The sequence below is a fragment of the Microbacterium sp. GQ128 genome (genome assembly GCF_059758615.1).
Map to the genome: position 1 here is coordinate 666,089 of NZ_JCAXDY010000002.1, position 13,516 is coordinate 679,604.

11 protein-coding genes are annotated in these 13,516 nt (G+C 68.8%); 6 read left to right on the forward strand and 5 right to left on the reverse strand.

The genetic code is table 11. The annotated features are described in order from the left end of the window. Position 1 precedes the first annotated feature (1 nt). On the reverse strand, positions 2-1,303 hold the full coding sequence (locus tag AC6CHX_RS09225) for an ABC transporter substrate-binding protein (RefSeq protein ID WP_498272560.1): 1,302 nt from the start codon (positions 1,301-1,303) through the stop codon (positions 2-4). Positions 1,304-1,518: 215 nt separating this feature from the next. On the opposite strand from AC6CHX_RS09225, the gene AC6CHX_RS09230 reads away from it, so the two are divergent. Continuing rightward, positions 1,519-2,829 (forward strand): glycoside hydrolase 5 family protein, encoded by a 1,311-nt coding sequence (locus AC6CHX_RS09230; protein WP_498272561.1) that lies wholly within the window; start codon positions 1,519-1,521, stop codon positions 2,827-2,829. 7 nt (positions 2,830-2,836) lie between these two features. On the opposite strand, the gene AC6CHX_RS09235 is transcribed toward AC6CHX_RS09230, so the two are convergent. Beyond that, positions 2,837-3,868, reverse strand: coding sequence for a LacI family DNA-binding transcriptional regulator (locus AC6CHX_RS09235; protein WP_498272562.1), 1,032 nt, complete (start codon positions 3,866-3,868; stop codon positions 2,837-2,839). A gap of 314 nt (positions 3,869-4,182) precedes the next feature. Between AC6CHX_RS09235 and AC6CHX_RS09240 the strand changes: the two genes are divergently transcribed. The 3 genes from AC6CHX_RS09240 (at position 4,183) to AC6CHX_RS09250 (ending at position 9,032) form a co-directional block, all read left to right on the forward strand. Further along, a complete protein-coding gene (locus AC6CHX_RS09240; protein ID WP_498272563.1) occupies positions 4,183-5,313 on the forward strand; it encodes an MFS transporter in 1,131 nt (376 codons plus the stop codon). 156 nt (positions 5,314-5,469) lie between these two features. After that, positions 5,470-8,478 (forward strand): alpha-mannosidase, encoded by a 3,009-nt coding sequence (locus AC6CHX_RS09245; RefSeq protein WP_498272564.1) that lies wholly within the window; start codon positions 5,470-5,472, stop codon positions 8,476-8,478. Between the two features lie 143 nt (positions 8,479-8,621). Continuing rightward, positions 8,622-9,032 carry an MmcQ/YjbR family DNA-binding protein gene (locus AC6CHX_RS09250; RefSeq protein ID WP_498272565.1) on the forward strand — a complete coding sequence of 137 codons (411 nt, stop codon included), beginning with the start codon at positions 8,622-8,624 and terminating at the stop codon, positions 9,030-9,032. A gap of 19 nt (positions 9,033-9,051) precedes the next feature. Here the strand turns inward: AC6CHX_RS09250 and AC6CHX_RS09255 are convergent, their stop codons facing one another. From AC6CHX_RS09255 to AC6CHX_RS09265, 3 genes are read right to left on the reverse strand one after another with little or no spacing between them, the layout of a single operon-like run. Further along, positions 9,052-9,744: a hypothetical protein gene (locus AC6CHX_RS09255; RefSeq protein WP_498272566.1), complete on the reverse strand. Its 693-nt coding sequence runs from the start codon at positions 9,742-9,744 to the stop codon at positions 9,052-9,054. Further along, positions 9,741-10,199, reverse strand: coding sequence for a MarR family winged helix-turn-helix transcriptional regulator (locus AC6CHX_RS09260; protein ID WP_498272567.1), 459 nt, complete (start codon positions 10,197-10,199; stop codon positions 9,741-9,743). Before AC6CHX_RS09260 ends, AC6CHX_RS09255 begins: the two co-directional genes overlap by 4 nt. Positions 10,200-10,256: 57 nt before the next feature. Continuing rightward, entirely contained in the window at positions 10,257-10,844 is a 588-nt protein-coding gene (locus AC6CHX_RS09265) for a hypothetical protein (protein ID WP_498272568.1), read from the reverse strand. A gap of 126 nt (positions 10,845-10,970) precedes the next feature. Between AC6CHX_RS09265 and AC6CHX_RS09270 the strand changes: the two genes are divergently transcribed. Both AC6CHX_RS09270 and AC6CHX_RS09275 read left to right on the forward strand, forming a co-directional pair. Then, positions 10,971-12,203: a glycosyltransferase gene (locus AC6CHX_RS09270; protein WP_498272569.1), complete on the forward strand. Its 1,233-nt coding sequence runs from the start codon at positions 10,971-10,973 to the stop codon at positions 12,201-12,203. Positions 12,204-12,277: 74 nt separating this feature from the next. Then, positions 12,278-13,507 (forward strand): glycosyltransferase family 4 protein, encoded by a 1,230-nt coding sequence (locus AC6CHX_RS09275; RefSeq protein ID WP_498272570.1) that lies wholly within the window; start codon positions 12,278-12,280, stop codon positions 13,505-13,507. Positions 13,508-13,516 lie beyond the last annotated feature (9 nt).

The window sequence follows — 13,516 nt, forward strand, 5'->3', positions numbered from 1 at the left end:
CTTACTTGTCCACGCGGTTGGCGTTGGCGTACTCGACGATCTTGTCGAGCTGGGCCTTCGCGTCCGCCTCGCCGTTGACTGCGAGGGCGATCTGCTGGGTCATGTAGGTGGCCATGTCGGACGTCCACTGGAAGGGCAGCGCCTTGGCGTCCTTCATCGCGCCGAACACCGTGTCGATCGCCGACAGCTGCTTCTGGTCGGTGACCGTGGCGGCGATGTTGTCGACGACCTCGTCGCCACCCTCGGCCGTGCCGGGGGCGGTGCCGACGGCGAGGGACGAGAACGCCACCTGGTTCTCCTGGTTCGTCGCGAACTCCGCGAAGGCGAGCGCGGCCTCCTTGTTGTCGGAGTCGGCCGAGACGTTGAGACCCTGCACGTACAGCGGTGCGACACCGAGGCGCGGGGTCGCCACCGTGTTCTCGAGCAGGGCAGGTGCGTCCTTCTGCAGGTCGGTCGTGAAGCCGGTGCCGCCGGTGGTGAAGGCGACCTTCTCCTGGATGTACGCCTCCGCGTTTCCGCCGTAGTCACCGGTAAGCGCCTCGGCGGGCATCGCACCCGCGGCGTACGCGTCGGCGTACTTCTCGATGATCGCGGCGGCCTCGTCGGTGTTGAAGTCGAACTCGCCCTCGTCGTTGATGACCTCCATGCCGGCGGCCGTGAACGTGTCGAGGGCCGGGATCGAGGAGAGGAGCTGCACCTTGCCGTTGGACTCGGTGGCCACGTCCTTCGCGAGCGTGAGGAGCTCGTCGACCGTGGTCGGGAGGTTCTCCTCGGTGACGCCGAAGGGGGCGAGCTGCGCGAGGTTCCACCAGGAGGCGTCGCTGGAGAGGTACCAGGGCAGCCCGAAGGTGCCTTCCATCCCCGGGTACTGGCTGTAGGCCTCCCAGGCACCCGTGTTGTAGGCGGACTTCAGGTCGGGGTCGGCGGTCTCGAGGTCGACCAGCTTGCCCGCCGCGACCAGCGGGTACGCGATGTCGGGCGGCAGGTTGAGCACGTCGGGGAGGGTGTCGGCGTTCGCCTGGCTCAGGATCTTCTCCTGGTAGCCGTCTCCCGGCTGGTCGAGCCACTCGACCGTGACGTCGGGGTGTTCCTTCTCGAACGCGTCGATGAGGTCTTCGAAGTACGGGGTGAACTTCTCGTTCTTGAGCGACCAGGTCTGGAACTGGATGGTGCCGCTCAGGTCGCCCGAGGTGTCGATGGGGCCCGCGTCACCGGCGGTGGCGCCACCCCCGGTGCAACTCGTCAGCGCCAGAACGCCGATGCTGAATCCTGCCAGGGCGGCAATGCGTGTCCGAATCTTCATCGTGCTTCTTCCTCGAGGCGGGCGATTCTGCCTTCCGTCCATCAAAATGGCACTGGAACGCTTTAGCAGATGAAACCATCCGATTCCGCGCCTGTCAAGGCCCGCGCGCGTGGGCCTTGCGGCGATCGGCAGAAGATGGGTGCGCCTTGTTGCTCAAGCGTTATAGTGGTGCGAAATCCGCCCTCCTCGAAGGGCACGTCCGAAAGGTCTGACACATGACGCAGCGCGGCGCCCTCGATGCCCCTGTGAGGTTCGGGGCGAACTACACGCCGTCCAAGGACTGGATGCACTCCTGGCTCGACTTCACTCCCGACGACGTGCGCCGTGACTTCGCCGCACTGGCCGAGCTCGGGCTCGATCACGTCAGGGTCTTCCCGCTGTGGACCGTGCTGCAGCCGAACCGCACACTCATCCGGCAGAAGGCGATCGACGACGTGCGCGCCGTGGTCGACATCGCCGGCGAGTTCGGCATGGGGGCCGGGATCGACGTGGTCCAGGGGCACCTCTCGAGCTTCGACTTCGTCCCGTCGTGGCTGTACACGTGGCACGACAAGAACATGTTCACCGATCCCCGCGCTCTCGAGGGGCAGGTCGCACTCGTCGACCGGCTCGGGCGGGCGCTGGGCGATGCGCCGAACTTCCTCGGTCTGACGCTCGGCAACGAGACGAACCAGTTCTCCGCGCACACGCATCCGTCGCCGTGGCCGGTCACGGAGGACGAGGCCGGTGGCTGGATCTCGACTCTGCTGGCGGCGGCGGAGGCTGCGGCGCCGGGGCTCCCGCACGTCCACAGCGAGTACGACGCGGTCTGGTACATGGACGGCCACGGCTTCACCCCGGCGCATGCGTCGCGGCTGGGTGCCATGACCACGATCCACTCCTGGATCTTCAACGGCACCGCCCAGCGCTACGGCGGTCGCTCCGTCGCGTCCGATCGTCATGCCGAGTACCTGATCGAGCTCTCCCGCGCCTTCGCGACCGACCCTGACCGGGTGGTGTGGCTGCAGGAGGTGGGCGCTCCGTCGAACTGCCTCACCGACGACGAGATGCCGGGCTTCCTGGAGGCGACCGTGCGCTCGGCGGCGCGCACCGAGAACCTCTGGGGCATCACCTGGTGGTGCTCGCACGACGTGAGCCGCGACCTCGGCGACTTCCCCGAGCTGGAGTACTCGCTCGGTCTGATCGGGCAGGACGGTGCGGCGAAGCCGATCGGGCGGCGCCTTGCCGAGCTCATCCCGGAGCTTCGGCAGCGGGTCGCGCCGCCCGTGAGGGACACGGCGATCGTGGTGGACGTCGACGACCGCGAGGTGCCGGTGAGTCGAGCGGCGCTGAGCCCGGGCGGTGCGGTGTTCCAGGCCTGGGTGGATGCCTGTGCCGCGGGCCTCGATCCGGCACTGGTCACGTCGCGCGACGCGCTCGACCCCGCAGTGCTCGACGCGCGAGGCATCCGTCGTCTCATCCGTCCCGACCTGTCGGCCGACGTCGTCGACCCCTACGGATCGGTCAACACCGTCGTCCAGGGCTGACGGCTGCTCAGGCCGTGCGCGCAGGTGGAGCCGTGCTCTCGCGCGCGGTGAGCACGGGCGTCGGGCCCTCGACGCTCGGCAGGTTCACTCCCGCTTCGATCTGCTGCAGCAGGAGGGTGGCGGCGCGTTCGCCGAGCTCGAAGGTGTCGCGCGTCATCGCCGTGATCGACGGGTTGATGAGACCGGCGATGACCGAGTCGTCGAACGAGGCGAGGGAGACGTCGCGCGGCACGGCGCGGCCCATCTCCTGGGCGACGCGGAGACCCGCGACCGCCATCACGTCGTTGTCGTAGACGATCGCGGTCGGATGCTGCCGGCCTGACAGCAGCGCTCTCGTCACGGCGGAGGCGCGCGCGGGCGAGAAGTCCGTGGTGATGATCTCGCCCTCGAGGCCATCGGCGGACATGCGCTCGAGCACCTCGGCGCGCAGTCGCGTGTGCTCGAGTTCGGCGGGGCCGGCGACATAGGCGATGCGGGCGTGCCCGAGGGCGGCGAGGTAGGAGAAGAGGGTCTCGGCGACGGTGTCGTCGCCGATCCAGACGCTCGGCACCGAGCCTTCGGGGGCGGGTTCGGAGCCGATCATCACGGCCCGTGCGTCGAGAGCTTCGATGCGCCCGACGCGGGGGTCGCCGTCGCGGGGGTCGATGAAGATGAAGCCGTCGACCTGGTTGGAGGAGCGCCACTGCCGGTGCACCTCCATCTCCTCCGCGATGTCGGCGACCAGCCGCAGCTGCAGGCTCACCTTGCTCTCCGACAGTCGTGACTCGATACCGGCGATGAGGTCGGTGAAGAAGGCCTCGGAGCCGAGCGACCGGGCGGGTCGGGCGAGCGCGAATCCGACCGTGTTGGCGCGCGCCCCGACCAGCGCGCGCGCTGCGGAACTCGGCTGCCAGCCGTTCTCCTCAACGATCGTGAGGATGCGCTGTCTGGTCTCGTCGCTCACGCCGGGGCGGCCGTTCAAAGCGAACGAGACGGCGCCGGGGGAGACTCCCGCCATGCGCGCGATGTCGGCGATGGTGACGCGTTTCGCCGGAGTCATAGTCCCTCACAATACTTGATCGATTTAGTCTCGCGGAAGAAGTGACGATGCGTTTGAAGCGGTCGGTCGCGCGGGCACGATCCTGAGATTCGGCGGCAAACGCGAACCGGATCTCTCTCATATCGGAATGCCGATGCTCTACCCTTGCCCCTCCGCGGGTGGCGCGACAACCCTGGCTCTGGCCCCCGCTTTGCAAGGAGATACATGAGCGCCCTGCACGACCCTGCACAGGCCGAGTTCCCCCCATGCGGGCAGCTGGCGCACGGCGGCGTGGCCGCGCGGCGAGTCACCTACACCGGCCCTCTCTTCATGTGATGGTCAAGAAGACGGGTCTTGGAATCTGGGTATTCCTCGCGATCAGCGGGATCGGGGTCGGATGCTTCAGCGCTTTCGACAACTTCTATTTCCACGATCGCGGATACGCCGTCGTCGCAATCGGTGCCCTGACAGCGACTTTCAATATCAGCGTCGCCGTGGCAGAGCTTCCATCGGCCATGATCTTCGATCGCAGATCGCACTGGGCCGCCATTCAGATGGGCAACGGTCTCCGTTTCGTTGGTCTCGTTCTCTTCTTCCTAGCCTTCGGGGCCTGGTCTGATTTCGCTGCCGAAGCCATCGCCGGGATCGGCGCGGCGGCCATGAGTGGGACCTCGATCGCATTCATCTTGAACAGGATCGGCGATGTGGGCGCCCATGATCGTCGCAAGATCATCGGTCTCGTTGCGGTTCTCGGATCGGCGACCTCGCTCCTCGGCGGTGGGATCGGGCTCCTCGGCTTTCTCAGGGAGCCGCGACTCATCTGGGGCTTGGGGGCCCTGTTCATGGGTATTGCGGGACTCTGCTTCTTCCTCTGGCGGCCGAAGGATCGAACGTCAAGTCGGCGACACCTGGAGCCGCTGCGGTCCTATCTGATCGGGCTGGGCGCAATCGCCAGACATCCGCGCGCGTGGCTGTCGATTGCGGCGGATGCTGCGCTCGTCGCGCCCTTCCTTCTCTGGCAACTTCGCCTGGGGAGCACCGGTATCTTCGCGGTCCTTGCGGGGTTCGCGGTGATGAAGATCGCCGGCGTCCTGGGCGGGCAACTGGTCGGGAACCGTCGGATCGATCGCAGGGTCTTCTACGTGCTCGTCGCGGCGAACATTGCCGCCATCTTCGGTTTCGCCGGTTTCGCTCCTGTCGTGCTCATCGTTCTCTGCTTCGGGATTCATGTCCTCCTTCACATCGCGATCAGCGTGTATTGTCAGGCCGAGTTCCAGGCGGTCGTGTCCGACGACCAGCGCGCGGGTGCCACCTCGGTCGTTTCGCTTCTCAGCTCCTTCACCGCCGGCGCCGCGGCGATTCTCGTCGGCGTCCTGGCGGACTCAGCGAACCCGATCGTCGCCGTCCTCCCGAGCGTGGTCCTCTACGTGATCGTCGCGCTCGTCACTATGACGGAACGGTCCTGAGGGGCCGCCGAGGACGGAACCGATCTCCATCTCGCGGAAGAAGTGACGATGCGCTTAGACTTGGCTACTAGATCGTTTTAGTAAATCCGATAGCATCAACACGGCGTCGCCCGTCGCGCCGCGGACCAGCCCTCACCGTCGAGCCCGGAGATTCCCATGCATGACGACACCTCGCTCACCGTCGGCCGCGTCAAGCGGGTCCTCGAGGAGCGCATCCGCCCGGCGATCCACTCGGCGTCCGTGCCGCTGGACGTCGAGATCCACGAATTGCCCGGCGAGCCGATCGCACCCGCCGAGGGGCTCGCCCTCGCGTTCGAGCCCGGCGTCGTCGGCGCACCATGGGGCCCCGCCTGGGGGACGACCTGGTTCCGGCTCACCGGGCGCGTGCCCGCCGAGTGGGCGGGGCGCCGGGTCGAAGCGCTCATCGACCTCGGCTTCGACGTGAACATGACCGGCTTCCAGTGCGAGGCCCTGGCCTACCGTCCGAACGCCGCAGGATCCGACCCGATCCCGGTGAAGAGCATCAACCCGCGCAACCAGTGGGTGCCGATCACCGAGACGGCCGAGGGCGACGAGCCGGTCGAGCTGTACCTCGAGGCGGCATCCAACCCGGTGCTCCTGGACTACCACCCCTTCCTGCCGACGCAGGAGGGCGACATCCTCACCTCCTCGAAAGAGCCGCTGTACCGCGCGCGGCGGATGGACCTGGCCGTGTTCGAGCAGGAGGTCTTCGACCTGTCGCTCGACCTCGAGGTGCTGTTCGAGCTGCAGGCTGAGCTGCCGGCCACCTCGCCGCGGCGCATGCGCATCCTGCAGGCCATGGACGACGCTCTCGACGTTCTCGACCTGCAGCACATCGTGGAGACCGCGGGCGACGCCCGTGCCCGCCTCGCCGACGTGCTGGCCGCGCCCGCCGAGGCCAGCGCGCACCGCATCTCGGCCGTCGGTCACGCGCACATCGACTCGGCCTGGCTGTGGCCCGTGCGCGAGACGATCCGCAAGGTCGCGCGCACCACCTCGTCGATGACGACGCTCATCGAGGAGCAGCCCGAGTTCCAGTACGGCATGTCCAGCGCGCAGCAGTACGCCTGGATCAAGGAGCACCGCCCCGAGGTGTGGGAGCGGGTCAAGGCCGCCGTCGCCGCCGGGCGCTTCCTGCCGCTCGGTGGCATGTGGGTCGAGTCCGACACCGTGATGCCGACGGGGGAGTCGCTCGTGCGGCAGTTCTCACACGGCCAGCGGTTCTTCGAGCGCGAGTTCGGCATCCGGTCGAAGGGCGTGTGGTTGCCGGACAGCTTCGGGTACTCGCCCGCTCTGCCGCAGCTGATGCGCCGTGCCGGGTTCGAGTGGTTCTTCACACAGAAGATCTCGTGGAACCAGCAGAACGTCTTCCCGCACCACTCGTTCCTCTGGGAGGGCATCGACGGCTCGCAGGTGTTCACGCACTTCCCGTCGATGGACACGTACAACTCGCAGCTGAGCGGCATGGAGGTCGCGAAGGCCTCTCGTCAGTTCAAGGAGAACCGGCTCAGCTCCCGGTCGATCGCCCCGGTCGGCTGGGGCGACGGCGGCGGCGGCACGACCCGTGAGATGACGGGCAAGGCCGAGCGCCTGCGCGATCTTGAGGGCAGCGCGCAGGTCGTGTGGGAGCATCCGGACGTCTTCTTCGACGCCGCCAAGGCCGAGCTGCCGCATCCGGCGGTCTGGGTCGGCGAGCTGTACCTCGAGCTGCACCGAGGAACCCTCACCAGCCAGCACGCCACCAAGGCGCTGCACCGCTGGGCGGAGCACGCGCTGATCGAGGCCGAACTGTGGGCGGCGACGGATGCCGTGCGCACCGGTGCCGCGTACCCGCAGGCCGAGTTCGATCGGCTGTGGCAGGCCGTGCTGCTGCACGAGTTCCACGACATCCTGCCCGGCACGTCGATCGCGTGGGTGCACCGCGAGGCCGTCGCCGTGCTGTCGGACGTGCTCTCGGATGCGCAGGACATCGCGGATGCCGCCCGCCGTTCGCTCGCGGGCGAGGGTGACCGCGCGCTGCAGTTCGAGCCGACGTCGGTCGGTCGCGGACGCGCCCTCGGGGCGGCGTTCGTGGCTGAGCCCACGGCGGCGCCGGTGTCGCTCACGGAGGAAGACGGTGGCTGGCGGCTCGAGAACGAGCTCGTCTCGGTGCTCGTCTCGGCCGAGGGGCTGATCGTCTCGGCAGTCGACAAAGCCACCGAGCGCGAGGCGGTGGCTGCGGGCAAGGCGGCGAACCTGTTCCAGCTGCACCAGGACTTCCCGAACATGTGGGATGCGTGGGACATCGACCGGTACTACCGCAACAGCGTCGACGACCTCACCGCCGTCACGTCGATCGAGGCATCGGTGGTCGGTCGGGCCGCGAAGATCGTGGTCGTCCGTCCGTTCTCGGAGTCGACCATCGAGCAGACCATCATCCTGCAGCCGGACTCGCGGACCGTGCTGCTGCGCAACGAGATCGACTGGCACGAGACCGAGAAGCTGCTCAAGCTCGCCTTCCCGCTCGACATCCAGGCCGCGCACACCGACGCCGAGACCCAGTTCGGCTACCAGTCACGGGTCACGCACACGAACACCAGCTGGGAGGCGGCGAAGTTCGAGACCTCGATGCACCGGTTCGTGCTGGTGCGCGAGCAGGACTTCGGCGTCGCCCTCGTGAACGACTCCATCTACGGCTACGACACGTCGCGCGAGGTGTCGGACGACGCCGTGACGACGACCGTGCGACTGTCGCTGCTGCGGGCGCCGCGGTTTCCCGATCCCGACACCGACCACGGTCACCACGAGATCGAGGTGGGCTTCGTGATCGGTGCGGATGCGGCGATCGCGACGGCCGAGGGCATCCGGATCAACGCGCTCCCGAGCGTCGTGCGCGGTGCGCGCGAGGTCGAGCCGCTGGTGTCGGTGCAGGGCGAGGGCATCGTGGTGTCGGCGGTCAAGCTCGCCGACGACGGGTCCGGCGACGTGATCGTGCGCGTGTACGAGGCACTTGGACGACGCGCGACCGGTGAGCTCTCGGTCGGGTTCGAGCACCGCGAGGTGCGCGAGGTGAGCCTGATCGAAGACGACATCGATGACGCGCGGACCGGTGGAGGACTGCAGCTGCGTCCGTTCGAGGTGCGGACGCTGCGCATCCTGCGCTGAGCAAGGGCGTGTGATCAGGCGGACGCGCGGGATCAGGCGGAACGCCCGCGGACATGCCTGATCTCGCGTGTGTGCCTGATCTCGCGTGCGCGCTCGCGTGTCTGTCTGTTGTGGCGGCCGCCCGCGTGCGCGACGATGGCGGGATGGCGAGCATCGACGACGCGCGGGCGATCGCCCTCGCCCTCCCGGGGGCCGAGGAAGCGGTGAGCGGTCACACCGGCGAGGCGGCGTGGCGGCTGAAGAGCGGGCAGTTCGCGTGGCTCCGCGGCCCGAGTGCGACCGACCTGCGGCAGCTCGCGGAGCTCGGGCGGGAGTGGCCGGCGGGAACGGTGCTCGCGGTGCGCGTCGCCGACCTCGAGGAGAAGGAGGCGCTGCTCGCCGCAGAGCCCGAGGTTCTGTTCACGATCCCGCACTTCGACGGCTACCCCGGACTGCTCGTGCGTCTGGACGTCATCGACCGCGATCGGCTGACGGAGATCATCACGGATGCGTGGCTGGTGCGAGTGCCCGCGCGGGTCGCGAAGGAGTGGCTCGCGGAGCGCGGACTGGACTGAGCCGCGTTGTCGCGCGCGCTCAGCCGGCGGCGGCCAGGAACGGACGGGCGGCGTCGAGGAACGCGCGCGGCTCATCCGCCCAGAGCCGGATGCTGGTGACCTGGTGCTCACCGCCGCGCGGCGCGAGGCCGGGAAGGCGGATCGCGAACGGACGCTCCAGTTCGATCTCGATGTTCGTCTCGTCCTGCATCCGCTCGGCGTACTCGGCTCCGTGGTCGGTGTCGGAGATGCGCGGCTGCTTCGGCTCGTCGACGCGCTTCGAGATCGCCACCGAGGCGACCGCATCCCAGGGGACGAAGACGTCGACCTCCAAGCCGCTCCGCACTCGGATGCCGTCCGGCGCCACGGCATGCGGACGAAGCAGCATCGCGCACAGGAGCCCGATCATCCAGGTCAGCCCCCAGATCCCGAGGATGAGGATCGGGATGCGCACCGCCGGCCACGGGTGCACGATCAGATCGAGGATCGGGATCTCGACGGCGGACAGCACGATGAAGATGATGAGCACGGTCAGCACCGGGCGGTGGTAGCCGATGCCGGTGCCGCCCTCCGGGACCGCAGGGCGCCGAGCGATCGCGCGACCGATGCTCGAGTACACGCGGAGCTCGGCGATCAGCGCACGGTGGAGCATGTTGAGGATGCGGGCGGCGCGGGTCGGGGTGGGCGGCGGGGTGGGCTGGTGCGCCCGACTCACGCTCGGCTCGGCGCTCACGGGGCGTCCTTCCCCGGCTCGCTCGCCGCCTGAGTCACGAGCTGCTCGAGGTGGGTGGCGATGGCGGTGATGCCGCGCTCCACGGCGTCGCGATCTTCCGGGGCGACGGCCGCGACGAGCGTCGCGTTGAGCTCGGCGTGCTCCTTCTGCATCTGCGCCATCGTCTCGGTGGCCGAGGGGGTCAGCTCGACGAGCACCGCCCGCCGATCAGACGGGTGCGGGGTGCGGCGCACGTGACCGGATGCTTCCAGCGCATCGACGAGGCCGGTGATGTTGCGCGGAGTGACCTCGCACAGGCGGGCCAGCGTCTGCTGCGTCGAGGGCCCGGCGTGCTGCAGCATCCACAGCAGATGCACGCGTGCCGTGGTGAGGCCGGTGCCGTCGAACGCCCGCGCCATGTCGCGCTGGAAGAGGTCGCCGATCTGGAGCAGGCGGTCGAGCAGCAGCGGGTTCATAATGCTGATGCTAATACATAGTTACCTGACTTCACTAGTTGTGAAGGGCGAGCGCGCTCAGGCGGGATCGAGCCGCAGCACGCCGGGGGATTCTCCACCGGTGAGGTCGTCGGCGATGCGGATGCTGCGCGCCAGATCGTCGAGCGCGCCGGTCAGGGTGCCGAACCGCTCCTTGTCGCTGCACACCGCGGTCAGCGTCACCAGATGGGTGCCCGTGTCCCAGGTGTAGGTCGCGAAGGGCGGCGACGCCGGCGAAGGCGGCATCGGCACGAGCAGCTTCTCACCGACGCCGAGCCGGGTGGGGAACGACTCCGTGTCGTCGAAGTCCATCGGCATCGATGCGCGAGCGATCCGCACATCGGGGGTCAGGACCTGCGCCGACGCCATCGCCACGACCAGCTCCGGCTCGGCCTTCCAGGTCCACACCAGGACGCGGCCATCCGCCCGCTTCATCAGCATCGGCGCCGCCTGGCTCATCGCCCACGCGCCGAACCGGGACCCGGGGCGCTCGGTCGCACCCACGGCGGCGTTGACCTGACCCAGGAGCATGCGGATCGCCGCCTTGCGATGCCGGCGGCCCTTCCACCCGAGCGAGTCCGTCACGGGAATCCACAGCTGGGGATCGGCGTCGGCAGTCAGTCGCATGGCTCCACGGTATCGGCTGAGGCTGAGGGGATGCCGGTATGCCGCCGCTGTCCGATCAGACCCCTCGGGTAGAGTGGCCAGCGCCCCGACCAGGGCTTTCCCTTGGCCGCCACATCGTAAGGCAGCATGTCTGTGACCTCCTCCGACGATCCGATCGATCCGTCGAGCGGCCCCGCCGCCGCCCCCGCGCCCCGCCCGTTGAAGATCGTGATCGGCTGCGACACCTTCGCGCCCGACATCAACGGCGCCGCCCGCTTCGCCGAGCGCCTCGCCGCAGGGCTCGTGCAGCGCGGACATGACGTGCACGTCGTGGCCCCCAACCAGGCCTACCGTCGCGCGCAGCCGCACACCGAGGTCATCGAGGGCGAGCCGATGACGCTGCACCGTCTGCCGTCGGTGCGCTGGGCGCCGCACGACTGGCTGCGGTTCGTGTGGCCGTGGCGTTCGAAGCACTACGCCCGCAAGGTCATCGACCAGGTGCAGCCGGATGTCGTGCACATCCAGTCGCACATCGTGATCGGCCGCGGCCTCGCCTACATCGCGAACGAGCGCGGCATCCCGGTCATCGCGACCAACCACGTCATGGCCGAGAACATCCTCGACCACACGACCATGCCGAAGTTCATCGACGACCTCGTGCTCAAGTTCGCCTGGGCCGACGCCAAGCGCACCTTCGACAAGACCCGTGCCATCACCACCCCGACGCGTCGCGCCGCCGACTTCCTCGAGAAGACGGTCGAGGTGGAGGGAGTGATCCCGGTGAGCTGCGGCATCGACCGCACGCAGTACTCGCCCGTGATCGCCCCGCGCGACAAGAACCGCATCGTCTTCGTCGGACGCCTCACGGCCGAGAAGCAGGTCGAGGTCATCCTCAAGGCGATGACGAAGCTCGACCCGGCCCTCGACACCACGTTCGACATCGTCGGCGGCGGCGACCAGCGCAAGCAGCTGGAGCACCTGGCGGCGCAGCTCGGTCTCGCCGACCGCGTCACGTTCCACGGGCGCACCACTGACGAGGAGCTCCGGGCACTGCTGTCCCGAGCGAGCCTGTTCGTGATCGCGTCGATCGCCGAGCTGCAGTCCATCGCGACCATGGAGGCCATGGCGTCGGCGCTGCCGATCGTCGCGGCGGATGCCGTGGCGCTCCCGCACCTCGTGCACGATGGTGAGAACGGCTACCTGTTCGAGCCGGGCAACGTCGACGAGCTCGCCGCGCGCCTGACCGACGTGCTCACCGCCGACCCCGCCGAGTACGAGCGGATGCAGCGCGCTTCGCTCGACGGTGTCGCGATCCACGACATCAACCGCACACTCGACACCTTCGAGGCGCTGTACCGCGACGAGCCGTTGCCGGAGTAGCGGAGTAACCCGCCATGCACAGTATCCCCATCAGTTCACGGCGCCGCGACGCGTCGGCGGCGGAGTAACCCGCCATGCACATCGTCTTCTTCGGGGATCAGCACCTCGACTCCCTCGGCGGCGCGCAGGTGTCGATGCGGCTCCAGCGGGAGTTCCTCGAACGCGCCGGACACACGGTCACGGTCGTCGCGCCGAAGATGCACGGATCGCGCACGCCATCCGATACCCACGGCGGGGCGTACATCGACCTCCCCTCGGTGCCGATCACGCTCGACCGCGAGTACTCCATGAGCTGGCCGGGGCGCGCGACCGACCGCTTCCTCGACAGAGCGATGACCCGCCGCCCGCCGGTCGACCTGGTGCACGTGCAAGCTGACTTCTGGGGGGCGTTCATCGGTCACCGTTACGCCCAGCGACACGGCATCCCGGTCGTGCACACGATGCACAACCGCGTCGACGTCGGGATCGCGGCCGTGACCCCGCTGCACCGGCCCGTGCTCGGCGTGTTGAACGCCTGGCGCCGCGGGGCGATGCGCGGGATCGGCGACCCGGTGCGCGGCGCGGACGGCTGGGCGTTCCTGCGTGGACTCGCCGTCGGAGCATCCGCCGTGACCGCGCCGTCGACGCATTTCGCCCGCCGCCTGGAGCAACACGATGTCTTCCCGCGGGTCGACGTGATCTGGAACGGCATCGACGACGACCTGCGTGCACAGACGCTCGCTGCACGACCCGCAGTCAGGGAGCCGGGACCGCCCCGGTTCGTCTGGCTCGGCCGGATGAGCCCCGAGAAGCGCCTGCTTCCCTTCCTCGAGGCGTTCGTCGCCGCCGGAATCGACGCGGAACTCGAGATCATCGGCGGCGGAGGGCAGCGCGCCGCGGCCGAGAAGATCGTGCGCGGGCATGACGGCGTGCGCTTCGCCGGACGGCTGACCTACCCGCAGACCCTGGAGCGGATCGCCGCCGCCGACGCGCTCGTGCAGACGTCGATCGGCTTCGAGACCCAGGGGATGACCCCGTTCGAGGCGGCCACCCTCGGCACGCCCTCCGTGATCTGCGACCCCGACATCGCGGCCGAGCTCGGCGGGGGATTGTGGGCGGTTCCGGGTGCCGGCACCACCGTTTCCGGACGGGAGCTCGAGACCCGACGGGTGGCCGCGCTCGCGGAGACCCTGGGCAGGGCCGCATCCGACATCGCCGCCGGCACCGCGCCCACCCCGGTTCCCGAGGTTTCGGAGGCGTTCCGGCAGTCGTCGCGCACGGCGGCCATGATCGACGTCTACGAGCGGGTGCGCGCCGGGCGCTGACGAGGGCTG